This is a genomic window from Myceligenerans pegani, assembly GCF_014892515.1.
Classification (GTDB): domain Bacteria; phylum Actinomycetota; class Actinomycetes; order Actinomycetales; family Cellulomonadaceae; genus Myceligenerans; species Myceligenerans pegani.
Map to the genome: position 1 here is coordinate 38,852 of NZ_JADBGR010000064.1, position 24,729 is coordinate 63,580.

A 24,729-nucleotide genomic window follows, 5' to 3' on the forward strand; every position below is an offset into this window, starting at 1 on the left:
GCGCAGCCCGCACTATCCGTCGTGCGGTGCGCGACGAGGCCGGGCGAAGCGGGGGAGGCCCGTGGTGGAGATCGTGATGGCGGCGACGGCGAAGGGGACGGCGCCGAGGGCGAGCATGCTCGCGGTCTGGCCGCCGGCGAACTCCACGGCGTCGTGGGTGAGGACGAGCTGCGAGCCCGTCTGGAACGCCGTGTGGAAGCCGATGGGCATCCACACCGACCCCGTGATCATGCGGAGGTAGCCGAACCCGATCCCCATCGCGAGGAAGAGGGAGAGGTCCATGGGGTCCCAGTGCTGCCGCAGGAGGCCCGCGAAGAGGGTGAACAGCACGGCTTGGATCGTGATGACCCACCACCCGCGGGTGACCGTGCCCAGCACGGTCGTGACGTAGCCACGGAACACCACCTCCTCGGGGATCGCCTCGGCGAGCAGCACCGCCAGGAGGAGCAGAAGCACGGTCTGCGCGAGCTCGGGGGCGGGCACGGTCACGGAGATCGACGCGCCGACGAGCGCGAGGACGGCGAACGTGGCGGCCGACGGGACGAGCCAGACGAGCGCGCCCCACAGGGCGAGCCGCCAGCCGTCGCGGGCGCTCCCCAGCCCGATGTCGGCGGGGTTCTTGTGGTCGGCCTGGTAGACCAGGAACGTGGTCACACCGAGCGCGAGGGCGGTGAGCGTGAGGCCCCCGCTGATCCGCATCGCCAGGGCTCTGGGGGCGGAGGGATCGGGTCCGGCGGGCAGGATCAGCATGAGGACGACGAGGCCCGCGGCGAGCGCGAGCATGGCGACGCCGATCCGCCACGCGGCGGACACGATCCGGTGGGTGGGCGAGACGTGCGAGGTCGTCATGGTGTGGCCTCTCGGTGTCGGCGCGCGACGGCGTGGTAGGCGCGCTTGGGGGTCCAGGTGCCGTCGTCGTGGGCCCTGACGACGCCGTAGCTGGCGAGGTCGAGGTCGCGGCCGGGTTCGTCGGAGGTGGTCAGCGCGGGCTCGCTGAATCCCCAGACGAAGGTGCCGTCGACGTCGGCGCGGTCGAAGAGGTCGAGCAGGTCGAGGAGGTAGTCGGCCTGCTCCTCCTCGTCGCGGACGAGCCGGCGGGGCACGGTCGGTGCCTTGCTGCCGCTCAGCACACCGGCCGCCGTCGCGGACTTCTCCGCGGCGCCGCGATAGGTGCAGGTGCCGAACTCGAAGATGTACACCGGCTTGCCGTGCGCGTGGGCGGCGCCGGTGAGGGCTCGGATGTCGTCCTCGAACCGCCAGGCGTTGCGGGCGTCGCGGTACCGGTCCGCGCCGACGACGTCGAAGATCGACCAGTCGGGGCGTTCCCAGTCGCCGGCGCCGTAGGAGATCGGGCCCGCGAAGCGGTCCCGCGCGTCGCTCACGAGCCGGCCGAGCAGGCGTCGCAGGCGGCGGTTCGCCAGGGGCAGCAGCGGGAACGTGACGCCGAGCAGCATGCCGCGGGTCCAGAACGTCGGTCCCGGGAGCATGCCCGGCGTCGACAACGTGAGTTCGCAGCCGACGACGAGCCCGACGTCGGCTCCTGCCGTGCGGAGGTCCTCGGCGTTGGTCGCGGCCGCGCGGACGGCGTCCACCAGGTCCGCGGCCGGCCGGTCGAAGGGGCGGGGCTGCAGCCAGACGGCGAGCCCTTCGTCCGCCGCGTAGCGGGCCGCGACGGCGAGGCGGTCCGGGTCCGTGGCCATGATCAGCACCGCGTCGCAGCCGAGCTCCTCGCGGATGGCGCGGAAGTCCCGCCGCGCGTGCTCCTCGCTGAAGTTGGGGTTGCTGTCGAAATGCCTTTCGTACCGGACCCCGGCGTCGTAGCCGATGCCGCGCACCCGGTCACTCATCGCCCGCCCCCAGGGAGCGGAGCACGAACGGGACCGCGTGCGCGCGCAGGTCGCCGAGGTCGGCGCGGGGGTCGCGCTGGACGACGGTGATCGCGTGGTCCAGCACGCTCTCCACGAAGCCGGTCGCGACCTTGATCGGCATCCGGAGGAAGCTGCCCTGCTCCATCCCGGCGGTCAGGATGCTCCGCAACAGTGCGGTGTCCTCCTCGTTCTCGACGAGGTACAGGGGAGTGCCGTCCGCGGTGCGGTGCGACACCACGATCTCGACGGCCGCGGCGATCGCGTGCCGGTGGGCGTCGACGTGCGCGAGGTACGCCTCCGCGTAGGCGCGCAGCCGGGCGGTGGCCTGCTCGTGCCCCGAGACCGCACCGAGGACGCTCTCGCCCAGGGCGGTGAACGCCTCCTGGACGAGTTCGAGCAGCAGCGCCTCCTTCGAGGAGAAGTAGTACCCGATCGCGCTCTTGACGATGCCGGCCCGCTTCCCGATCTCCGCCAGGGACGCTCGGTGGTACCCGACCTCGTTCACCGTCGCCACGGCCGCGTCGATCAGCTGCCTGCGGCGGGCAGTCTCGATGAACGACCGGGACGGCGTCTCCGCGGGCGGGTCGCCTGGTGAGGCCGGGGTTTCAGAACGCACGGTCTGATTTTAGAACGATCGTTCTGGCATGGGCAAGGGGTTCGGCCGCTTCGCCGTCAGGAGGATGCGGTCGGGCCTGGGGCACCCGACTCGTCCGGGGAGCGGTCCATGAAGCCGCTCCGGTAGGCCCAGACCACCGCCTGCGTGCGGTCCCGCGCGCCGAGCTTCGCGAGAAGGTGCTTGACGTGTGTGCGGACCGTCTCGGCCGAGATGAACATGGCGGCCGCGATCTCGCTGGTCGTCCGGCCCGCCGCGAGCTCCCGCAGCACGTCGGCCTCCCGCCCGGTGAGGGCGACGTCGTCGTCGGCGGGCCGTCGTCGGGCATGGAGTCGGAAGAGGCGCCGCGTGACGGCCGGTGACAGGAGCGCGTCGCCCGCGGCGACCGTGCGGATCCCCGCGACGAGCTCGTCGGGGGTGGCGCGCTTGAGGAGGAACCCGTCGGCGCCGGCGGCGATCGCGTCGTCGACCACGTCGTCGAGATCGAACGTGGTGAGCACGAGGACCGCGGGCCGAGGCGCCGCCCAGGAGACGATCTCCCGCGTCGCGGACGTCCCGTCCCGGCCGGGCATCCGGATGTCCATGACGACGACGTCGGGCCGCAGGCGCCGGGCGAGCTCGACGCCGGCCGCGCCGTCGGCCGCCTCGCCCGCGACGGTGAGATCGGGCTCCGCGTCCAGCAGGGCACGGAGGCCGCCGAGCACCAGGGCGTCGTCGTCCACGAGCAGCACCGTGGTCACGAGGCCACCCCCTCGACAGGCCTGCGCAGGGGGAGCGCGGCGCGGACCCGGAACCCGTCGTCGTCGGGGCCCGCCTCGAACGTGCCGCCCTCGAGGCGGGCACGCTCGCGCATGTTCGCCAGGCCGTGCCCGGGCACATGGCCCGGCGGTGCGGGACGGGCGCTCGCGCTGCGCACCTCGGCGACCACCCGGCCGTCGTCCTCGGCGACGGTGACCTCGATCGGGCCCGTGGCGTGCTTGAGCGCGTTCGTCAGCGCCTCCTGCACGATCAGGTAGAGGGTGCGCGAGGTGCCGGGATCGAGGTCGAGCAGAGGCAGGTCGAGCCCGACCTCCCGGCCGGTGGCGCGGACCCGCTCCACGAGGGACGGCAGATCGTCGTCGGCGTCGTCGCCGGTGGCGTCCGGGTCAGCGCGCAGCAGCAGGTCGAGACGCTGCAGGGCCTCCCGTCCCACCGTCTCCACGTGACCCAGCGCCTCCTGCGCGAAGGCCGGGTTGTCGTCGAACACCCGGCGCGCGACCCCCGCCTGCAGCACCATCACGTTGACCGCGTGCCCCAGCGCGTCGTGCAGGTCCCGCGCCCACCGGGCACGCTCCGCCTCCACCGCACGCTCCGCCTGCGCGGCACGCTCGCGGCGCTCGCTGTCCAGCCGCGCCTCGACGGCCTCCGCCCAGACGCGGCGTGCGTGCACCACCTCACCGGCGACCGTGGCGAACAGCACGCAGATGGCGATGCTCGCCGCGTCGTGCACCCCCACCTGGCCGCGGGAGAACGCCGCGTAGCCGGCGACGCCGAGCCCGGTGACGACGACCGCGGGGACGCGCAGCCCGCGCCTCGGGGCGGCGAAGCAGGCGTAGAGCGCGATCCAGACCGGCCACTGCACGGCGGCCACGGTGTAGCCGGCGACCGCGTTGAGTACGACGATCGTGGCCGCGAACGTGAGGACCGCGAGCGGCGCCCGGCGCAGGCCGGCGAGCGCCAGCACGGAGGCGACGACGAAGGTCACGCCGAGCGCGTCGGGCTCCCGGAAGGGCGCGTCGTCGGGGGCGAGGGGGCTGAGTCCGGTGAGGATGATGACCACGGCGAGGGCGAAGGCCGCGACGATCCAGGTGGGACGTCGTGGGAGGGTCGGCTGGTTCTCTGCGAGGGGCGGGTCGTCGCGGCCGGGGCGCATGGTGCATCCTGCGACACGCCGGGCTGTGGCCGCCAGGGTCGGGGCGGTTCGGCGGCCGGATATCCCCCGCGTGGGGTAGGGGCGCTCCCTCGCACGAGGGCGCACGGTCGACCCGGCCGGAGGGCGCGCCCGACGGCATGGCGCTCCTAGCGTGTGAGGCGTCGTTCCCGTCGTCCTCCTGGAGCTGTCTCATGTCCGTTGACCTCGTACGTTCCCGATCTGCCCGACGGTCTGCCCGCCGGGCTCGCGGGTGGTGGGTCTGGTTGGCCCTGACGTCCGTCGCGATCGCGGTGTTCGCGCCGTTGCCGTATCTCACGAACTCGCTGTCCTCGCTTGCGGGGGAGGGTGGCGGGCTGGCCGGGAACTATGTCTCGCGGCCGGCGGGGATCCAGGCGGCGCTCTACGTCCACATGGTGGCGGGCGGGATCGCGCTCGGACTGTCGCCGCTCCAACTCATCGCGCGGGTGCGGGCGCGGGTGCCACGGCTGCACCGGGTCGTGGGGCGGGTCGTGATCCTGGCCATGGTCGTGGGCGGGTTGTCGGGGATGGTGCTGGCCACCGTCAATGCGGCCGGGGCCGTGGGGACGGCCGGGTTCGGGCTGCTGGGGGCGCTGTGGGTGGTGTTTCCCGTGCTGGGGTTCCTGGCGATCCGGCGTGGGGATGTGGCGACGCACCGGCGGTGGATGGTGCGGGGGTTCGCGCTCACCTATGCGGCGGTGATGTTGCGGCTGTGGTTGGGGGTGCTGATGGGGGCTCAGGGTTTGGCCGGGGTTCCTGACGGGGTCGCGTTCGAGCGGGCCTATGCGATCGTGCCGTTTTTGTGCTGGGTGCCGAATCTGGTGGTGGCGGAGTGGTATCTGCGGCGGCGGGGGAATGGGGGTGTCGCGTAGGCTCTGGTCGCCGGACATGAGCAGGCCCGGAGTGGATCCGGGCCTGCCGCGCCATGTCCTGTGCGTGCGTCAGAGCCCGACCGAGTCGGCGCCGTGCGCCGCCTGCTCGGGCGTGAAGCCCTCGAACTCGAGCTGGTCGATGAGCCCGGAGCGCGAGAACGAGGAGTAGTCCATGTAGTTCTCGGCGGCCTTCGCGGCCTGCTCCATCCAGTCGACCTCGATGTTCTCGACGGCGTACTTGGCGTCGGCCTTCGAGAAGCCCTCGAACTCCAGCTGCTCGATGAGACCCGGCTTGGAGAAAGCCGTGTAGTTGAGATAGTTCTCAGCGGTTTCGCGGGCGTTCGCCTGGGAAACGGTCTCGTTTGACGCTTCCTCAGCCGGCTTCTCATCCTTTTCTTCGTCCGGTGCCGACTCCGGACCATCGTCGGCAGGCTCGGCTTCCTTCTCGTTCTGGCTGTCGCCGCCTGTGTTCGCCTCCGCGCCGTCTTCTGCCGGCTCGTCGCCTTCCGGCGCCGGTTCCTCCTGTACGACGGCGTCCTGTGCGGGCTCGCCGACATCATCGGACATTGCGCCGAACAGGTTGACCAGTCCGATCCCGAGCAGGAGCCCGGCCGCGGACAGTGCGATCCCGGTGATCGCCTTGCCCTTCCCGACCGGCGGATTCGTCCGTCCGGCACGATTGAGGCCCACGAACCCGAGGACCACGCCCACGATCGCAGGCAGGAACAGCAGGCTTGTCACCAGCGACACGATGCCCAGCACGAGGGATGCCGTAGCGAAGCCGTTTGTGGCTGGCGCTGCGGAGCCAGGGCCATACGGAGGCATACCTGCAGGCGGCATACCTGCAGGGGGCATGCCCGACGCCGGCGGCGTGCCTTGGGCGGGCGATCCCGGCGGCTGGAACTGCGGTCCGGGGTGCTGACTGGACATGACTCTCTCCTCACAGAAGCTGCGACTCGTGTGCTTCGATCGTTGCTGTCCCGGGGTGCCGCCCACATCACCCGAACTGGCCTGCCAGTATGGCCCGATCCGGTACCTCGCGGTGGGTGAAGTTCGCCCAGCTGGATCTCCCGCGAGGGTCGCCATGCGAAATACGCTTCGACACATGCACGAACCACCGGCACGAGCGCCGCGGTCGCGGGCCTTCTCGTGGCTCCCGGACGCGCTGGCGCCCGTCATGCCGACCAAGTGGCATCTGGTGAGGAGCCTGCTGCTGGTGTTCGTGTGCTTCTTCAGCTCTGGCGTCGCAGTGAGCTTCTTCGACATGGCGGGACGCCCGGCGGGGCTCCAGATCGGGGCCGTCACCCCTCAGCTGATCACGCTCCCCGCGTTCCTCCTGGCGTTCATCGTGCCCTGGCTCGTGTTCCTACGCGACATCGCACCGGTGACGCTCTGTCTCACCACCAGCGCTTTGCCCGTGCTGCTCCCATACGATGCGCTGACTCCACTGGTCGTGCTCCCGGCGGTCTACGCGTTCCGTTCCGCCCGCTGGATCGTGATGTGCACAGCCGCTACCGCCGTCGCGATCGCAGCGGCCACGATCAGGGAAGTGTCGATGCTTCCCGAGTACCGGATCTTCATATCCCCTAACCCGGACACTGGTGAACTCGCCGTCCTGCCCGTGGCGGGCTACGTGATTCTCGGCCTCACGTACCTCGCCGTGGCGGTCGGTGTGGGCTTCTGGCGCCGTGCGGCCATCGCTCGGCGTCAGGTCACGACCTTGACCGAACAACATGCGACGCGCACCGCAGTCCTCGAGGACCGCATCACCCGCCAGTACGAGCGCGAGGACATCGCTCGCGAAGTCCACGACACGATCGGACACTCCCTCAGCCAGATCGCTCTCCAGGCATCGGCGCTGGAGGTCGATCCGAACGCCACACCGGAGGCCCGCGAAGCCGCCATCCGTATCCGGGCCGCGGCCCGGCAAGCGGGAACCGAGCTGCGTGGTGTGCTCAACGTGTTGCGCACGGGAGCCGAGGGAATCACCGCTGTCTCCTTCGACGATCTCGGCGCCCTCCTGGCGGAAGCGCAACAGCATGGTGCGATGATCACCAGCACCGTTTTCGTGTCCGAAGGGCACACCGCCGCGGCAGGGCTGACACGCGCCTGCTACCGCATAGTCCAGGAGTCGTTGACGAATGCGCTGAAGCACGCACCAGGGCTACCGGTGACGATCAGCCTGAGCGCCAGCCCGGCCACCGGCATTGTCATCACGGTGCGGAATCCGGTGCAGCAGCCGACCGCTGGGCAAGACAGTGCGGTGTCCCGGATCCAGGCTGCCGATGCTCACGCGGTCGGAGCCCTGACGGTCACCGACGGACCTGGTCACGGCGTCGCGGGAATGGGTGAGCGTGCCACCGTGCTCGGCGGAACCCTCACCGCCGGGGAAGGGGACGGCACGTGGATTGTGACCGCGCGCTTGCCCTGGAGAACCGCGGACTCCTGACCGTGGGAACGCTCCATGCCTCGTCTACGGTGTGACCTGTGACCAGAGTGCTCATCGTGGACGACGACGCCCTCGCGCGTTCGGCGATCAGCAGCGTCCTGACCAGCAAGGGCCTCGACGTGGTCGGTGAGGCCGACGACGGCGATCAGGTGTCGGATGCCATAGCCCGGCACCGGCCCGATGTCGTTCTCATCGATCTACGTATGCGTCGCGTGTCTGGCATCGAGGCCATCCGACAGAACACGACCGCTCCAAATGCCCCGCACTTCGTCGCGCTGACATCGTTCGGTTCTGACGAAGAGGTCAACGCCGCCATCGACGCCGGCGCAGCCGGGTTTCTCTACAAGGATGCCGGACCAGACGGGATCGTCGGCCCGATCCGCGATGTCGTCGAGCATGGCGGCGCGTTCGGCGGGGCAGCGGCCGCGGTGCTGCTCCGTCGCGCGACGGCGAGTCAGAGCGACCAGTACACGGCCCGGGCCCGGGAACAGCTCGCACTGCTGACGGAGAAGGAGCGCGAAGTGGCGGCGGAGCTGATCAGGTCTGGCACGAACCAGGAGATCGGGCGCCGCCTGTACATCTCGGAGAACACCGTGAAGCGGCACATCACGAGCGCGCTGCGGAAGCTCGGGCTGAGTGACCGGACACAGCTCGCGGTGGTGGCGGACAGGGCCGGGATCGGCCGGAGTACATCTGGCGGTTGAGACCTGGGCCCGTATTGCCACGAGGGCGTGGGCGGCGCACTTCGCGGTCGGAGTGGGTGATCTTTCGCCGGGGGCGTCGTCGGCCGCGGTGGCGCGCAGTACGCTTCCGGCGAGGTCCGCGTCGTGCCTGGTAAGAGGGGTGTCGCGCGGTCTCCTGAGCCTGCCTCGGTCTCGAGCGTCCGGGGGATTCCGGCCCGAGGTCTCGGGTCTTTCGTCCCTGGTGCGGCCACCCGTGTGCGAGGAACGCTCGGTCGTACGGCCGTGCCCGAAGACCTCGGTGAGGCCGTGGAACCACCGCACGTCACTACCGCACGGCGCGCGTGGCGTGCGTCGATCTTCCTCATTCGCTTCCAGTCTCGAAGGAATCGCACCATGACTCTCACGAACTCCCGGCGCCTGTCCGCGCTGGCGCTGGTGGGCGGCCTGCTGGCCGTGCTGTTCGTCGCGCCGACGGCGTCGGCCGCCGACTCGCAGATCGCGCCGTCGTCCATCACGGGCGGCATCAAGATCACGAAGGTGGTCTACAACCCCAGCGGGGACGAGCGGTACACCCCGAACCGGGAGAAGGTCTACATCAAGAACGTGTCGGCCAGGAGCAAGAATCTGCGGGGAGTGGTGCTGTCCGACCCTGCCGGGCACAGGTACAGGCTGCCGTCCTACACGCTGGGCTCCGGCAGGACGGTGATCGTGCACTCCGGTTCCGGGACCAACGGCAGCGGGCACCTGTACGCCCGCTGGAACACCGCCGTCTGGAACAACACCGGCGACACGGCGCGGCTCAAGTCGTCTGGTGGGATCTTGATCGACCGGTGCAGGTGGAGCGGTGGCGGGGTGAGCGTGACCTGCTAGGCAGTACAGGCGGCCGCCTCGGGCGGAGGCCGCCACCCGGGCTCCGGCCGTCGTCGTGCGGGCGACGACGGGGTCGGCGTCTCCTGTGAGTTCGGGTTGCGGGCGAAGGTCACCAGCGGGATGTCGACTGTGTCGAGCAGGCACGCGGCCAGGCCTGGTCGATCTAGTGGCTATCATCGCGGGCCTGCCGTCTGCCGGACGGACCCACGCTACGAGCTTATGGGGTTCGGGGTGGATGCCGGGGACATATGCCGCGAGCCGACGTCGCTTCGGCGGACTACGCAAGGGAATGGGCACCGACACACACTGAGACCCGTGTACGTGACCATTCTCGCGATCGGGGTGTTGGCCGCCCCCGAATCTGCCACAGGCACTCAACCGTCACGTGCGCAAGGTGCTACCTCAGCTCGACTATGGCCGTGACCTGCTTGGGGCCGGCCCCACGATCGATGCGAGCTCTGTCGTACAGTTCACTGGTATGAAGAAACGACGCTTCTCTACCGACGCGGCGGGTGGCGGCCAGGCGACCTCCTCGGTGCCTGCGATCGACGGCCGTAGACCGGCGCCACCGTACCTATCGGATCGCATGGCTGGAGAACGTGCATGACATCCGTGACCGCTGCCGTGACGTCGGCAGCAGCGCGCGCAGTGCTTCAGCTCGCAGGGAGCTTCACGCGAAGGGCGCAAAGCAAGAGACAGGAGCACAGGTCGGAGCGCGCTCCATCATGGAAAGAAATCACCGGTCAGGTAGCAAGTCAAGGCACAGCAATCCAGGTGCTTGCGAGGGAGCCGGACGCAAGAGTTGCTGACGCGCTGTTGAAGTTCTTGGCATCGGCCGAGGGTAAGCTGCTGGCTCGCTATGTGGCAATCGATGAAGTTTACGACGGCCGTTCCAAGGCGACCGATGCCATAATTGAACAGGCAAGAGCTCTCATGGCCTTAAATCCAGACACTAGCGAACTCCCGAGACAGTATGCAGCAGAACTGACCGCGATACTCCGGGGGCAGGCAGTTAAGTTCTATCGAAAGGTCAAGCAGGCCAACCCCGCCCTTGCTAGCCGAATGTTTGATACGGCTCCTTCTGAATACCAGTCGGGCATCTTCCGCGAAATGCAGATTTCGACAAATGAACTATGGGATCTGGCCAATCGGTCCCCGGTCGTTCTAGCTGCAGACATCGCAAGCTATTCGACTAGGCTCGCTGAGTACACATCAATCATCTCGATCCCGAGCTTGGACTCGGAGCGCCGCGTGCCTATTTCGTCAATATATGTGGAACCAGCCCTTTCTGTTGAGGATCAGCGAAGCGCGGCGTCGGCGCGGTCAGCTGATCCTCAGTCTCTGATCCTATCGAGAAGTCGCTCCGTAATCCTCGGCAATCCAGGCGGCGGAAAATCGACGCTACTCCGTGCAACGATCAATAGAATGGCCACCAAGAGGGCCTCAGGGGACAGTGGCCGAGTTCCGTTCCTGATTCCCCTCGCCGCTTTCTCCCGCCGGCGTGGCGAGTTGGCGGACTCAAGCATACTTGGATTCCTCGCCAATCACCTGACTACACTAGGTCTCGCGGATTTTACCAAGGACGTATTAAGATATCTCTGCGCTACCGGGCAGGTCGTGGTCTTCTTCGACGGCCTGGATGAGGTTCTAGAGCTCGCTGACCGGTCGGATATCCGGGACGCGATCGAGATCTTTGCCCACACCTATGAAGCGTCCACGACGGTGGTCACATCCAGAACCATTGGGTATGACGAAGCACCGCTGCCCTCTGTGTACCAGAGAATTCGCATACGAGAAATGGACGATTCGCGAATCCAGAAGTTTGTACACAGATTCTTCCTTCAAGGCTCAGGCGCTGGGGATGATAGTGAACAGCTAGCACAGGAATTTCTCCACGATAGCTCAGCAGTGCGGGACCTTCGCACAAATCCGCTTATGCTGGGCCTTCTCTGCCTCCTATACGAGGCAGGCCGCACAATACCTAAAAACCTCGCAGAGCTATATAGTGACTGTGCCCGCCTGTTGTTCACGCAGTGGGATTCACGCCGTGGAATACGGATTGACTTCGCGGAGGCGAGCACGGCCGAGGATGCCATATCGGCGATTGCGCTAAGGGTCTTTCTGGACGGGCAGGAGGAGGTTTCTCGTGATTGGCTTGAAGGGGAGCTGGTCGATTTCTATCGATCTGAGCAAGATGACAACTTTGGCCGCGCAATACGGTTCGCTGAGAGTGTAATTGACCTTTGGAAGGGTAGGAAGTGGCTCCTGGTGCTAGCTGGCGTGCGCGACGGGAGGGAGTACTATAAGTTCTCTCATCGCACGTTCATGGAGTACTTTGCAGCGCAGCGGATGGCGTTCAATAGTGTGACCGCCGACGGCCTGTGGGGTGATATCCGTGGGCTCGTCATTGCCCGTGCCGGTACCGTGTACTGCCTACTCGCCGTTCAACTTCATTCGCGGCACCGAAGGGGATCAGGCGATCGACTGGGCGAACTCTTGATTGGCGAGCTTTCGAACCTCGATGCGCAGGAACGATGGAACTTGGTGGCATTTATTTCGGATGCACTGCCGCTGCTCAAGATCCAGCCCGAGACTAAGAAGCGCCTAGCGTATTCAGTTATCGAGGTGTTGAGCTCGCTCGTCGTACTCAAGGACGGTCTTCCCCACGAGTATGATCTCAACTTCGACGTATTGGCACTGCGGAGTGATGCAGATGATCGGGGTAGTGCCGCCGTCGTCGTTGACCCTGCGCCGAAAATTACCAGATCTTCTGTCGAAGAGCTACGCGCCTCGGCCGAGTTTACTGCCGATGGGCCGGACCTTGAGCTCACATTCTCGTCCGCTATGTCTCCGCTCCTGTCACTGACTCGTACAGCGGGGGAGTCGTGGCCGTCCATATCCGACGCCATCCAATCTTGCATCGAGAACAAAGTCGCAACCGAGTCAAGTAGATTGCGGAGGCTGCAGTGGCTCCGTATGGCCTCTGAGCTCCGGGTATTTCCATGCCTAGAAGGGTGGTGGAATTTGCCTGAATACTTGCGTGAGCGGTTCTTTGATTGGTCGGACGATGTATGGCGGGCGGCGACAAGTCCAGATGCAGCAGTCGGTGACCTGTTCGGTATGGATTTCTGGCTCGATCTATACCTGATTCGGTCCAGAATTGTGTCAGTCGAGGAGTTTGTGGGGCGCCGGGGAGCGCGCGCGCTTCTCGTTGGAAGATGGCCGTATTCAGTCCTTCCGAATGGCCGCCGTTCAGGCACGGCATTGCATTTCCTGTACGATGATGTGTGCCTCAGGCTAGCTCGGCGAGATGCAAGTTGCTTGCCGGTGCTTGAAACGGTATTCGATGAGCTGAGCGGTGTGATTCGGTCAGGAAAGTTGCTAATTGAGGTCGGAGATATTGTCGAGGCACTGGATGAATGGGATCCATATAACCTTTCTCGTACTGATCTTCAGGTACTCAGTGAGAAAGCGAAGGGTGGCCTGGTGGTGCTCGTCTCGCTGCTGATGTTGATCGACGATGGAAAGCCTCTTGAGGCAATAAGATCGGCCGATGCTTCACCGCTGCGATACCTCCGCGACATTGTAGGTGTCTTGAAGTATCCCGGCGAGGTAAATGAGGCGCTACTGGCGGCCGAAGAGTGGATCTCGGACGAGCGGGTGAGATCTCGGACCTTGTCCATGCTTGGCCTGCCGATGTGAGTGCAGGAGGGTTGGATCTATGGCGCGGGTGCTGCCAGTTCGGTCGAGTTTGGCTAGGACATCCTGGTGGAGCCGGTCGGCGAGGCAGACGAGCCCGTGGTCCTCGAGCCGGGGGATTCGGCCGATTCCGTGATCCAGTGGGACGCGGGGGCCACTGCGGGCGGCGTCGTCCTCACCACCGCCGTGCTTCTCAGGCTCCCTGGCGACGACGAGCCCGAACGTCTACCGGTCACCGACGTCGACTGGATCGTGGACGGCATCGACCTGCTCCACGGCGCGACGGCACGGGTGGAACCGTGGACGTCAACGACCGACTGAGGGCTCGGTGCTGACGAGTGGCTTGTACCGGCTGGGTGACCACCGGCCCATTCGTCGACTTTCCTTCCCGCGCAGGTGGCATCCGCATACCCTCGCGTTCATGGGACTAGGGGGGCAGGTACGTCGAACTCCGCGTGAGCTACCGGAGCATCCTGGTCGTGCTCGCGACGGCCGTGGTGGTCGCCCTGGTGGCCACGTGGCTGGTGGAGACCCGGCAGGCCGTCACGTCGGGCTCTGGCGCGCACTTCGGTCACGGGGTGGATCTGAGCGGCTGTGGTCCGAGCGCCGAGGACAGCGTCGTGTACGACCGCGACGAGGACATCCTGGCCGTGCAGATGGTGCGCAACCGCGGTCGATGGCCGGTCGAGGTGGCCAGCAGGGAACCCGAGAAGTTCCGCTTCGGGAGACTGGCAGAGCACCAGCGGGACGACCTGATGTTTCCGGACCCGCGGGACGGCGCTCCGGACGACGGGGAGACCTCCGATCGGGTGGTGATCCCGCCGGGTCGTGAGGTGACGATGTGGATCGCGGATCCGTTCCCGGATGCGCCGATGGAGCCGGGTTCCTTCGTGGGCATCTCGACCGCGCCGGTGATGGTGTCGTCGCTGGGCGTGGCGCAGGAGACGGAGATCGAGCTCTACCACCCGATCTGGATGAGCGGCAGCAGGTTCGACGGGGATCGCCTGGAGGCCGCGCTCGACGAGGTCTGCGCCGAGCTCAGATAACAGCCGCTGTTCCCAGACGAGGACGCGGACCGGCGTGCCCGGTGCACCGCACCGCCATTCCTTGACCCCGCTCACAGTCCGGTACATACTTCGCATGTTAGCGCTCACATCGGCCCTCGCCGTCGAGGCCCCTCGTGTGAGCGGGTGCAGCGTCGCGCCCACCCCTCCGTCGTGCGCGCGGCCTGCCCTCCGATCCAGGCCACCCACCAAGGAGAGCGCACACATGACCCACCAACACCGGCAGCGGAGAACGATCTCCCTGCTGATCGCCGCCCTCGCAGCGATGGTCCTGCTTCCTCTCACGATGCCCGGCCCGGCCGCCACGGCTGCTCCGGGCTCGGACTTCCGGAACCCGATCGTCGGTCCGCCCAACAGCGCCGACCCGTGGCTGGGCTACCACGAGGGCAACTACTACTACGCCGCCACCACGTGGACCGGGAACATCTACATCCGCCGCGCCCCCACGCTCGCGGGCCTGAGCAGCGCGGCCGAGACGCGGGTGTTCCAGATGTCGCAGCCGAACGCGACGTCGAACATGTGGGCCCCGAGCCTGCACCAGCTGAACGGGCGCTGGTACCTGTACTACTCCGCCGGGCCGAGCTCCTGCTGCGGCGGTCAGCGCCAGCACGTGCTGGAGAGCGCGGGGTCCGACCCGATGGGCCCCTACACCTACAAGGGCAAGCTCGAACTCATGCCCGACGACGGCTGGGCCATCGACGGCAGCGTCATGACGGTCGGCGGCGTCAACTACTTCGTGTATTCCGCCTTCCCGAACAACGGCAGCTTCGAGAGCGGGGAGAAGCAGAGCCTCTACATCACGCGGCTGACCAACCCGTGGACCGCGGCGTCGCCCGGGACGCTGATCTCGGAGCCCGAGTACTCGTGGGAGACGCAGGGCAATCCCGTCAATGAGGGCCCCTACGTGCTGCAGCGCGACGGGCGCACGTTCCTGACCTACTCGGCCAGCTACTGCGGCACGCCGGACTACAAGATCGGCATGCTGGAGCTGACCGGGCCCAACCCGCTGAGCCGGAGCTCGTGGACGAAGAAGTCCACCCCGCTGTTCCAGCGCAGCGATGCCAACGGCGTGTACGGGCCGGCCCACCACTCATTCTTCACGTCCCCGGACAGGACCGAGGACTGGATCGTCTACCACGCCAACTCCTCGTCCTCCCAGGGGTGCGGTACGACGCGCACCAGCCGGGCGCAGCGGATCTCCTGGAACCCGGACGGCACGCCGAACCTGGGCGTCCCGGTCTCGACGTCGACCGTCCTGGCCGGCCCGTCCGGGGAGAACGGCAACCCCGGCGCGGTGCCGGTGCGGCGGCTGCAGTCCTACAACTTCCCGGACCGCTACGTGCGGCACGCTGATTTCGGAGTGCGGATCGACCCGAACGTGAGCCCGGCGCTCGACGGCCAGTTCCGCGTCGTGCAGGGCCTGGCCGACGACGGCTCGGAGTACGTCTCCTTCGAGTCGGAGAACTATCCGGGCCACTACCTGCGGCACTACGACTACGTGCTGCGGCTCGAACCGAACGACGGGTCGGCGACCTTCGCTCAGGACGCCACCTTCCGGCGGGTCGCAGGGCTCGCCGACGCCTCGTGGTCCTCGTTCCGGTCGTACAACTTCCCCGACCGGTACCTCCGCCACTACGACTACAACCTCCGCATCGACCCCATCAGCACCGACCTGGGCCGTCAGGACGCCACGTTCCGGATCGTCGACTAACCCCCACCGCACGGATCGCGCGGGCAGGTCAGCCTGCCCGCGCGATGCGGCGCCGGTCCCCGGCGCACCCACCCTCCGCCTCGTAGACTCTCCGGGTGATCCCACCCGCCCTCCACCTCCACCGCCGTGCCCGGAACCGCGCCGCCGCGACCGAGGAGCCCCGCGCGTGATCACCCGCGCCCAAGGTGCGTACGAGGGCGCCCTCCGCGCCTTCCAGGAGCCCATGCTGGACCTGCTCCACCGCAAGTACGCGCCCCTCGTCGTCTCCCTCCTCTCTCTCGTCTTCACCCCGGAGCGCCCCACCGTCCCGGTCGCCGACGCCCACACCGAGATCGGCGACGCCCTCGACCAGCTCCGCGCCCAGGGCTACGAGTTCCGGGACGACGGCGCCCGCGCCATCCCGGAGGGCAGCGCGCGCGACCTGTGCCGGCAGTGGGCCGACGTCGGCTGGCTGATCCGCCGCATCGCGGACGACGACGTCGAGGTCTACCAGCTCTCGGCCCACGCCGTCGGCGCGCTGGAGGTGGCCGGCCGGGCAGGCGGCACGCGCGCCCGGGTCTCGGAGTCGCGCGTCCGCACGCTGCTGGACGCCGTCGAACGCCTCGCCCAGGACGCCGACCCGGACGTGCTGGCCCGCATGGCGCGCCTCGACTCCCAGATCCGGCGGCTGCAGGCGGAGCTCGACCAGATCCAGCGCACGGGCCTGATCGAGGACGTCCCCGACGAGGTCCTGCTGGAGGAGGCGGAGAACGTCCTGCACCTGGTGCGCGAGCTGCCGGCGGACTTCGCGCGGGTCGCCGAGTCGATCAAGGCGATGCAGCGCAGCGTCATCACGGGCCTGCGGCAGGACGAGCGCCCGTCGCAGGAGGTGCTGCGCGAGTACCTGGAGCGGGCCGAGCACGTGAGCGAGTCGACGCCGGAGGGCCGCGCCTTCGCGGGGGCGCTGCGGCTGCTGGGCGATCCGGAGCGGATGGACGAACTGTCCGAGCATCTCGACGTCGTGCTGCGGCACCGGTTCACCGAGCGCCTGCCCGCCACGCAGCGGGCCGAGCTGCGCGACATCGGGCGCCGCATCGCGCAGGGCGTCGACGAGGTGAACCGGACGCAGCGGCAGGCGTCCACCGTGATCACCACGCAGGTGCGCAACCACGACCCGCTGCGCGACCGCCAGGTCGACGAGCTCCTCCGCGAGGTCATGACCGCCCTCCAGATGTGGGTTCCCGACACGCGGCCCGGGCAGGACGTGACGCCGCTGCGCCGCCTGCCCGTCCCCGACATCGGCAACCTGCGCCGCTCCACGCACGACCTGCGCCCGCCCCAGCCGCCCGCCCCGCTCACCGAGTGGGACGACGACGCCGGACCCGCCCCCGACGACGGCTCCCGCGAGTGGGGCGGCCCGCACTACGGCCCGCTCACGGAACACCTGCACGCCCTCGCGGCCGGCGACGGCGCGGACCTCGCCGCCGCCTTCTCCTCCGCGCCCGAGGAGTACCGGCGCCCGGTCGACCTGCTCGGCCTGCTGGAGATCGCCGACCAGCACGACATGACCGAGACCGACGAGGTCGCGTACGTCGAGGCGATCCGCCCGGACGGCTCCCGCCGCCGGTTCGCCTTCGGCGGCGTGACGGTACGCATGAAGGAAGCCACCGATGACTGAGACCGACGAGGCGTCGCGGTACGACGACGGAACGCCCGCGGGCGCGGCCGAGGCGGACGCCGACGTCGTCCCCGACTCCGGGTTCATCGACACCGTCCCCATGGAGGAGGACCCGCACGAGCTCTTCCCCGGCGACTCCGGCGGTATCCCCGACCCGGAGGTCCGCCGCGTCCTGGTCCGCCTCCTGCAGCGCCGGTTCCTGGTCGCCGACCGGAACCCGGCCCAGTGGCGCGTCCTCCTGGAGAACCAGCAGACCCTCGAGTCCCGCCTGCACGACCTGTTCGTGCAGCTCGTCGTCGACCACGACCGCGGCATCGCCTACAAGAACCAGGTCCGCTCCGCCGAGCTGGACGTGCCGATCCTCCTCAAGGACGACGCCTACAACCGCGCCGAGACCCTGGTGCTGGTCCACCTGCGCACGATTTTCCAGCGGGAGCGGGGCGCGGGGGAGACGTCGGCCCGCGTGGACATCGAGGAGATCGAGCAGACGGTGCTGACGTACTACGACGTCGACGACTCCAGCTTGGCCACGCGGCAGAACGAGATCCGCGGGGCGGTGCGCCGGCTCGCCAAGGAGGGCGTCATCCAGCTGGAGTCGGAGGGCCGCTACCGCGTGACGCCGCTGGTCGAGATCGTGCTCAGCAACGAACGCCTGGTCGAGCTGCGTACGTGGCTCGCAGAGCAGAACGGCACCGCCCCGGCGGCCGACGTCGACCGCGCCCCGGCCGACGCCGGTCACGCCGTGGACGCAGCCACCGCCGTCGTCGACGATGCCGGCCACGCCCTCGCCGACGCCGACGCCAACGTCGGATCCGACGTCGAGCACGACGCTCAGCCCGAACCCGAGGAGGCCGCCCGATGACCATGATCGACACCCTCTTCGGCCTCATCCCGCAGGCCTCGACCGGCCAGCAGTGGGTCGCCCGCGACCTCCAGCTCGTCAACTGGGGAGGCTACGACGGCCACCACCGCATCCGCCTCGCCCCCACGGCGACGCTCCTCTCCGGCGGCTCGGGCTCCGGCAAGTCCACCCTGATGGACGCCTACATCGCCCTGCTCATGCCGCACACGACGCCGTTCAACGGCGCGTCCAACGGCGGCGTCGTCGGCCGGCCGCGCGGCAAGGACCAGCGCAACGTCCTGTCCTACGCGCGCGGCAAGCTCGACGAGTCCCGCACCGACGACGGCACCCGCCAGCGCGTGCTCCGCGGCGACACGCGCGACACCTGGTCGGCGATCGCGATGACCTGGGCCGACCAGTCCGGCACCGAGTTCACCGCCCTGCGCGCCTGGTACGTCCCCGCCGCCGCCCGCACGCTCGACGACGTCACGCCGCTGCGCGCGACGTACGACGGCGCGTTCGGCCTGCGGGACCTCGTCCCGGCGGCGGAACAGCGGCTCGCCGCCGGCCCGGTCAAGGCGACCGGCCTGACCCCGTTCGACACCGACCGCGACTTCACCGCCCGCCTGCACTCCACCCTCGGCATCGGCGCGACGGGCAACGGCGCCAAGGCCGTCGGACTGCTCGGCCGTATCCAGGCTGGGCAGCAGATCACCACGGTGGACGCCCTGTACAAGGCGATGGTCCTGGAGGAGCCGGACACCCTCGCCAAGGCGGACGACGTCGTCGAACACTTCGACAAGCTCACCGGCACCCGCGACCAGATGGTCACCGCCCGGCAGCAGGTCGCGGCCCTCGCGCCGATCCGGGAGGACCGCGCGGCGATCGACGCCGCGCAGGAGCGGCTCGCCGTCATCGACCAGGTCGGGTCGTTCGACGACGGCGCGTCGCCCGCCGCGCTGTGGCGGCACGAGCGGCGGCTCGGCCTGCTGCGCGACGTCGAACGCGAGCTGCAGCGCGAGCGGCGCGAGGCGAAGGGCGTCGTCGAGGAGACGACGGCGCGGATCGCCGCGGCGCGGTCCGAGCTGGACGGCGTGCGGGAGACGCTGCGCGCGTCGGGCGGTGACCGGATCGAGCAGGCGAACCGCGAGCTGACGGGCGTCCGGTCGCGGCTCGGCGACGTGCGGCGCGCCCGGCGCCGGCTCGACGACGCGCTGGAGATCCTGGACGTCACCGTGTCCTCCGAGGCAGAGTTCGCGGCCGTCGCGTCCCGCTCCCGCGCCGCGCTTGAGGACGACGACGCCAAGCGGGCCGCGCGCGAGGCGTACGGCGCCGCGATGTCCGCCCGGAAGGAGGCGCGCGACCGCCTGGCCGGGCTGGAGCGGGACCGTGAGGCGGCGGCCGAGCGCACCGGCAACATCCCCGGCCACCTGCACCGCGCCCGCCTCGAGCTGGCGCAGGCCGCGGGCATGGGCGTCGACGAGCTGCCTTTCGTCGGCGAGCTGCTGGAGGTGCGGACCGAGTTCGAGCCCTGGCGCGGCGCCTTCAACCTGGCCCTCGGCGGGTTCGCGACGGTCATGCTGATCGACGCGGGGCGCCTGGGCGCGTTCCGCAAGGCGATCGACAGCGTGCCGACGTCGTCCCGCGTGAACTTCCAGGGCGTCCCCACCGGGCAGCAGGACACGGTCGGCCTCGACTCCCGCACCCTGCCCGGGCGGCTGGACGTGCGCGAGGGGCCGTTCACCGGCTGGCTGAAGAGCGAGCTGCACCGGCGGTTCGCGTACGTCTGCGTCGACACGCCCGGGCAGCTCTCGCAGCACCCGAAGGCGCTGACCCGGCAGGGGCAGGTGTCCGAGGGGCATCGCGGCGCGCACGGCGGCGACCTGCGCGGCAACGTCCTCGGCTTCACCAACGGCCGGCTCCTGGCGCACCTCGACGAGCAGATCGGCCGCGCCGCCGGCGACGTCGAGGCCGCGGAGGCGCGGCTCGAGCAGGCCGAGCTCGCCCTCAACCGGTACGACGACGCCCGGGGCGCCCACGCCGTCGTCGGCGAACTGACCTGGGCGCAGGTCGACGTCGCCGCGCTCGAGGCGGAGGAGGCCCGCTGGGCCCAGGTCATCGACGAGGTCACCGCCGGCAACCCCGACATCGCCCGCCTCCAGAAGAAGGCCGACGAGCTCGACGAGCGGATCGGCACGCTCAACCAGGAACTCGGCCAGGCCAAGGGGCGCGTCGAGGCGCTGGGGATCCGCTGGTCCGACGTCGTCGAGGAGGTCGACGCCGCGCAGCAGGCTCTTGACGAGGCCGCCGGCACGGAGCTGACGCCGGGCCAGCGTGACTACCTCGCGGGACTGTTCGAAGCGGTCGACGACGGACCGACGGGCGCTGCGGGCTCGGCGTCGCCCGTCGTCTCCGCCGGGGCGCCGAGCCCGGCGTCGTCCGGCACGACGTCGACCGGCCCGGCGTCGTCCGACTCCGCGTCCGCGGCCCTCGCCGCGTTCGACGGCGCGCTCCGGCAGGCCGGGAGCCGGCTGCGGACCGACCGGGAGACCGCGGAGAACACCATCCGCACCGCCCGGACCGCCCTGGCGCGGGCCTTCGAGACGTTCAAGCAGCGCTGGCCCGACCCCAACCTCGGCACGGACCCCGACGCGTCCTACGCCGACTACGACCGCATCCTCACCCAGCTGCAGACCCACGGCATCCACGAGCTCGAGGCCGAATGGCGCAACAGCCTCCTGCGGCTGTCCGGCAACGACCTCACCGACCTGCACAGCTCCCTGTCCGCGGCGGTCCGCGAGATCAAGGAGCGCATCGGCCCTGTCAACGACATCCTCGCCGGCCTCCCCTTCGCCGACGACCACCACCGCCTGCGCATCGACGCCCGCGACAACCAGTCCGCCGTCGTCGCCGCCTTCCGCAAGGAACTGCGGGCCCTGCGCGAACGCCTCGCCCAGGACGCCGACGAGGCCGAACGGGAACGGCGCTACCACCGCATGGCGAAGGTCGTCGACCGCATCCGCCGCACGGCACCCGACTTCGCCGACCTCGTCGACGTGCGCCGCCACGTGCGCCTCAGCGCCGAGAAGGTCGACCTCGAGGGCAACCACGTCGCCCTCTACGACCACATCGGCGAGAAGTCCGGCGGCGAGTCGCAGGAGCTCGTCGCGTTCATCGTCGGCGCCGCCCTGCGCTACCAGCTCGGCGACGCCGGAGCGGAACGCCCCCGCTACGCGCCCGTCTTCCTCGACGAGGCGCTCATCAAGGCCGACGCCCGGTTCACCGGACGCGCCGTCGGCGCCTGGCGCGGGCTCGGCTTCCAGCTCGTCATCGGCGCCCCGAACGACAAGTACAGCGCGCTCGAACCCCACGTCGACCTGAAGTACGTCGTGCTCAAAGACGCCACAGGCCGCTCGCGGACCAAGCCCGTGGCGGGCCTCGACGAGACGGCCCCGGCCACGTGACCGGACGGCTCGTCCCACCCCGCGAGGCGGAGCTCACGCCTGGTCGTCGATGAGCGGGCCGATCGCCTCCACCGGGCTTCACCCCGCCCGCGGCGGCGCCCCGTGGTTCGACCAGACCGGCTCGCCCTCGGTCGCCACGAGTGTCGCGCCGCGGCGGCTGAGCGCGTTCGCCACCATCGGCGACGGGTGCTTCGGGTCGTCGTCGGCCGAGCTGGCGACCGCCAGGGTCGGCGTGTGCGGCTGCCCGCGGTGACCGAGGAGACGGTCGAGCACGGCGGGGGAGAGGTTGTGGCGGTCGCCGTGGTGCGGCACCTGGAACAGGGTGATCGGCACGCTCTCGAACGGTCCGAGCAGGGACTCGTAGCGGTCGGCGGCGGCGCCCAGGCCACGCAGGCCGGCGTCGCCCGTGAACAGGAGCCGTTGGCCGTCGCACCGGATCAGGGTGACGACCGACGTCTCCTTCCGCGCGCTGGTCTCCACGTCCTCGGCGAGCGTCTCCGCGGGACGGCTCCAGGCCGCGACGCTGCGGAAGAGGTCGCGGAGTCCTCCGGCCGCGATGGCCGTCGCCCTCGTCATCGTGCCCGCCCGCTCCTCGCCGAGGTGCTCCGCGAGGAGCGTCTCGTAGAGGCCCTCGGCAGGGCCGAGGATCGTGAGCTGCCCGCCGAACCGGGACTCGCCGGTGAACGGCTCGGCGACCCTGGTGCCGTGGGCGTTCGCGGACCTGATGAGGTCGTCGACGGCGGCGATGTCGCGGAAGTGCTGCTGGACGTCGCGCGGCGAGGCGTGGAGTTTCGGGCAGTGCACCATGAGCTCGGCGACGTCGAGCTTCTCGACGACGGTCCGCATGCCCTCGATGTGGTCGCGGTCGGGGTGGGTGCTGATCGCCAGATCGACGTGACTGGTGCCGTAGTACCTCGTCACGTGCTCGACGACGTCGTCGCCGACCGCCTCGAACCCCGCGTCGATGACGACGACGCGCTCGGTTCCCGTGGCGTCTTCGGTGAAGTGGATCGTGATGGCGTCGCCGTTCCTGGTGCTCGGCTCGCCGTCGGTGGCTTCGACGGGCAGAAAATCGACCTCGTACACGGTCTGCCTCTTTGTGATCTGGGTGTTCGCCCCCGCGATGATCAGCGTGGCACCGGATACGGCGGGGCGCACGCCCGGGCCGCGAGTTCACCCACGGTTGCGGTACCGGTCGCACGTCCCGCGTGCCACGATGGGCGCCATTTGATCCGCTGAGCAGGGAAGAGGGGCCGGAGTGGGCGGATACGCGGTCGTCGACGTGGAGACCACGGGGCTGTTCCCGGGCGGGCACGACCGGGTCGTGGAGATCGCCGTCGTGCAGGTGGCGCCGGACGGCGTCGTCGAGGAGACCTGGTCGACGCTCGTCAACCCGGGGCGGGACCTCGGCCCGCAGGAGATCCACGGCATCCGGGCCGCCGACGTGCGGCACGCCCCGGCGTTCACCGACGTCGCCGGGCACGTGGCGGGGCTGCTGCGGGGCAGGGCGTTCGTCGCGCACAACGCGCAGTTCGACCGGCGCTTCGTATGGCACGAGTTCGCGCGGCAGGGAGCCGATGTCCCGCTCATCGAGCCGACGACGCTGTGCACCATGCGCACGGGCGCGGTGCTCTCACCGGACGCGCCGCGGTCGCTGGCCGGTAGCTGCGGTCACCACGGGGTCGAGCTGCGGAACGCCCACGAGGCGATGTCCGACGCCCTGGCCGCGGCCGGGCTGCTGCGCGTGTTCCTCGACCAGGGATCGCGCCGGACCGTGCCGGGATGGGACGACGTCGTCGACCTGGCGGAGACCACACCGTGGCCCGAGGTTCCGGCCGGGTCCGCGACGACGGTCGCGCGCGGGGTCGCCACGCTGCGGGACACCCACTTCCTCGCCCGGCTTGCCACGGCCCGGAACCGCCCGATCACCACCTGGATGAAGGAGGAGTACCTGGAGCTGGTGGACCGGGCGCTCCTCGACCGGCACATCTCGGCCCGCGAGCACGACCAGCTCGAGGCGTACTGCGCGGAGGCCGGCATCGGGCGGGCCGAGGCGGACGCGCTGCACCGGGAGTACCTGGCGGCGCTGGCTGCCGCGGCCTGGGGCGACGGCGTGGTGACGGCTGCGGAGGAGGCGGACTTCCGCGCGGTGGCGGCGATGCTCGAGGTGCCCGACGACGACGCGGACCGCCTTCTGGCTGCGGGACGCGGGGCGGTGGTTGGGCGCGGGGTGATGGCTGGGAGCGAGGCGATGGCTGGGAGCGAGGCGAGCGCCGGCGGGGTAGCCGGCGTCGGGACGAGCAGCGTCACGGCTTTGCGCTCGCACCTCTCGCCGGGCGACCTTGTCGTCTTCACCGGGGCGATGCGCGAGCCGCGCGACGTGTGGGAGCGGCGTGCCCGCGCGGCCGGCCTCGTGCCGCACCCGACGGTGACGAAGAAGGTGCGCCTCGTCGTGGCGGCGGACCCGGACTCGATGTCGGGCAAGGCCCGCAAGGCGGAGGCGTACGGCATCACCGTCATCAGCGAGGCCGGCTTCGAACGGATGATCGGGGCGCTGTAGGGCCTCCGAGATCTACTGCGCCCGCCCGTACGGCGGCAGGTCGGTGTGCTCGCGAAAGTGCAGCTCGCCGTCGGTCTCCAGGACCGCGACCAGCAGGTCGGTCACCGCTCGCGTCTCGTGGTTCTCGCCGACGTCCCAGATCGCGGCCTGGCCCGCCTTCAGCACCCGGACGTCGGGCTCGTCCGACGTCGAGCCCTCCGGTGGCGTCGTCGACGTCACGACGGCCCGGCCGTCCAGGACGGCGAAGACCTGCCGCAGTGTCGCCTCGTGCATCCCGAGGACTCCGCCGGCGGTGAACCGGACGATGGTGGTCCTGGTCCGGGTGCCGCCCTGAACGGACGGCAGGAAGTCCATGTCGACGCCGTGGCTGGCGAACGTCGAGACGGCGATGGCGGGAAGCTGGACGAGGCGCACCGGCCGATCGTGTCAGGTGGCGCGGCTCACCGTC

General features: G+C 69.6%; 20 protein-coding genes. 12 read left to right on the forward strand and 8 right to left on the reverse strand.

The annotated features are described in order from the left end of the window. Nucleotides 1-12: 12 nt before the first annotated feature. The 5 genes from IIE03_RS07090 to IIE03_RS07110 are packed head-to-tail and all read right to left on the reverse strand — an operon-like array spanning nt 13 to nt 4,393. Nucleotides 13-849, reverse strand: a complete 837-nt coding sequence (locus IIE03_RS07090; RefSeq protein ID WP_192862043.1) for a CPBP family intramembrane glutamic endopeptidase — start codon at nt 847-849, stop codon at nt 13-15. Continuing rightward, nucleotides 846-1,847, reverse strand: coding sequence for a hypothetical protein (locus tag IIE03_RS07095; protein WP_192862044.1), 1,002 nt, complete (start codon nt 1,845-1,847; stop codon nt 846-848). Before IIE03_RS07095 ends, IIE03_RS07090 begins: the two co-directional genes overlap by 4 nt. Further along, nucleotides 1,840-2,484, reverse strand: a complete 645-nt coding sequence (locus IIE03_RS07100; protein WP_192862045.1) for a TetR family transcriptional regulator — start codon at nt 2,482-2,484, stop codon at nt 1,840-1,842. Before IIE03_RS07100 ends, IIE03_RS07095 begins: the two co-directional genes overlap by 8 nt. Before the next feature lie 56 nt (nt 2,485-2,540). Further along, a complete protein-coding gene (locus tag IIE03_RS07105; RefSeq protein WP_192862046.1) occupies nt 2,541-3,221 on the reverse strand; it encodes a response regulator in 681 nt (226 codons plus the stop codon). Then, nucleotides 3,218-4,393, reverse strand: a complete 1,176-nt coding sequence (locus IIE03_RS07110) for a sensor histidine kinase (RefSeq protein WP_192862047.1) — start codon at nt 4,391-4,393, stop codon at nt 3,218-3,220. Before IIE03_RS07110 ends, IIE03_RS07105 begins: the two co-directional genes overlap by 4 nt. Nucleotides 4,394-4,656: 263 nt before the next feature. On the opposite strand from IIE03_RS07110, the gene IIE03_RS07115 reads away from it, so the two are divergent. Then, entirely contained in the window at nt 4,657-5,283 is a 627-nt protein-coding gene (locus IIE03_RS07115; RefSeq protein ID WP_225997409.1) for a DUF2306 domain-containing protein, read from the forward strand. A gap of 69 nt (nt 5,284-5,352) precedes the next feature. On the opposite strand, the gene IIE03_RS07120 is transcribed toward IIE03_RS07115, so the two are convergent. After that, nucleotides 5,353-6,462, reverse strand: coding sequence for an Ltp family lipoprotein (locus IIE03_RS07120; RefSeq protein WP_318842848.1), 1,110 nt, complete (start codon nt 6,460-6,462; stop codon nt 5,353-5,355). Between IIE03_RS07120 and IIE03_RS07125 the strand changes: the two genes are divergently transcribed. The 10 genes from IIE03_RS07125 (at nt 6,389) to IIE03_RS07170 (ending at nt 21,721) form a co-directional block, all read left to right on the forward strand. After that, nucleotides 6,389-7,732 (forward strand): sensor histidine kinase, encoded by a 1,344-nt coding sequence (locus tag IIE03_RS07125; protein WP_192862050.1) that lies wholly within the window; start codon nt 6,389-6,391, stop codon nt 7,730-7,732. The two genes, IIE03_RS07120 and IIE03_RS07125, sit on opposite strands and share 74 nt — an antisense overlap. A gap of 56 nt (nt 7,733-7,788) precedes the next feature. Then, on the forward strand, nt 7,789-8,436 hold the full coding sequence (locus IIE03_RS26665; protein WP_192862051.1) for a response regulator: 648 nt from the start codon (nt 7,789-7,791) through the stop codon (nt 8,434-8,436). A gap of 372 nt (nt 8,437-8,808) precedes the next feature. Beyond that, entirely contained in the window at nt 8,809-9,285 is a 477-nt protein-coding gene (locus tag IIE03_RS07135; RefSeq protein ID WP_192862052.1) for a lamin tail domain-containing protein, read from the forward strand. A 603-nt stretch (nt 9,286-9,888) separates the two neighbouring features. Next, the gene (locus IIE03_RS07140) at nt 9,889-12,987 is read left to right on the forward strand and encodes an NACHT domain-containing protein (protein WP_192862053.1); all 3,099 of its coding nucleotides are present in this window, start codon (nt 9,889-9,891) and stop codon (nt 12,985-12,987) included. A gap of 66 nt (nt 12,988-13,053) precedes the next feature. Then, nucleotides 13,054-13,305, forward strand: coding sequence for a hypothetical protein (locus IIE03_RS07145; RefSeq protein WP_192862054.1), 252 nt, complete (start codon nt 13,054-13,056; stop codon nt 13,303-13,305). 134 nt (nt 13,306-13,439) lie between these two features. Next, nucleotides 13,440-14,030, forward strand: coding sequence for a hypothetical protein (locus tag IIE03_RS07150; RefSeq protein ID WP_192862055.1), 591 nt, complete (start codon nt 13,440-13,442; stop codon nt 14,028-14,030). A 223-nt stretch (nt 14,031-14,253) separates the two neighbouring features. Beyond that, nucleotides 14,254-15,759 (forward strand): family 43 glycosylhydrolase, encoded by a 1,506-nt coding sequence (locus IIE03_RS07155; RefSeq protein WP_192862056.1) that lies wholly within the window; start codon nt 14,254-14,256, stop codon nt 15,757-15,759. Nucleotides 15,760-15,925: 166 nt separating this feature from the next. After that, a complete protein-coding gene (locus IIE03_RS07160) occupies nt 15,926-17,416 on the forward strand; it encodes a DUF3375 domain-containing protein (RefSeq protein WP_318842849.1) in 1,491 nt (496 codons plus the stop codon). Further along, nucleotides 17,409-18,278, forward strand: a complete 870-nt coding sequence (locus IIE03_RS07165; RefSeq protein ID WP_192862057.1) for a DUF4194 domain-containing protein — start codon at nt 17,409-17,411, stop codon at nt 18,276-18,278. Before IIE03_RS07160 ends, IIE03_RS07165 begins: the two co-directional genes overlap by 8 nt. Next, nucleotides 18,275-21,721 carry an ATP-binding protein gene (locus IIE03_RS07170; protein ID WP_192862058.1) on the forward strand — a complete coding sequence of 1,149 codons (3,447 nt, stop codon included), beginning with the start codon at nt 18,275-18,277 and terminating at the stop codon, nt 21,719-21,721. Before IIE03_RS07165 ends, IIE03_RS07170 begins: the two co-directional genes overlap by 4 nt. A gap of 78 nt (nt 21,722-21,799) precedes the next feature. On the opposite strand, the gene IIE03_RS07175 is transcribed toward IIE03_RS07170, so the two are convergent. Continuing rightward, nucleotides 21,800-22,807 carry a ComEC/Rec2 family competence protein gene (locus IIE03_RS07175; RefSeq protein ID WP_192862059.1) on the reverse strand — a complete coding sequence of 336 codons (1,008 nt, stop codon included), beginning with the start codon at nt 22,805-22,807 and terminating at the stop codon, nt 21,800-21,802. Nucleotides 22,808-22,979: 172 nt separating this feature from the next. On the opposite strand from IIE03_RS07175, the gene IIE03_RS07180 reads away from it, so the two are divergent. Further along, on the forward strand, nt 22,980-24,281 hold the full coding sequence (locus IIE03_RS07180; RefSeq protein WP_192862060.1) for an exonuclease domain-containing protein: 1,302 nt from the start codon (nt 22,980-22,982) through the stop codon (nt 24,279-24,281). Between the two features lie 12 nt (nt 24,282-24,293). On the opposite strand, the gene IIE03_RS07185 is transcribed toward IIE03_RS07180, so the two are convergent. Continuing rightward, nucleotides 24,294-24,695: a hypothetical protein gene (locus IIE03_RS07185; protein ID WP_192862061.1), complete on the reverse strand. Its 402-nt coding sequence runs from the start codon at nt 24,693-24,695 to the stop codon at nt 24,294-24,296. Between the last annotated feature and the right edge of the window lie 34 nt (nt 24,696-24,729).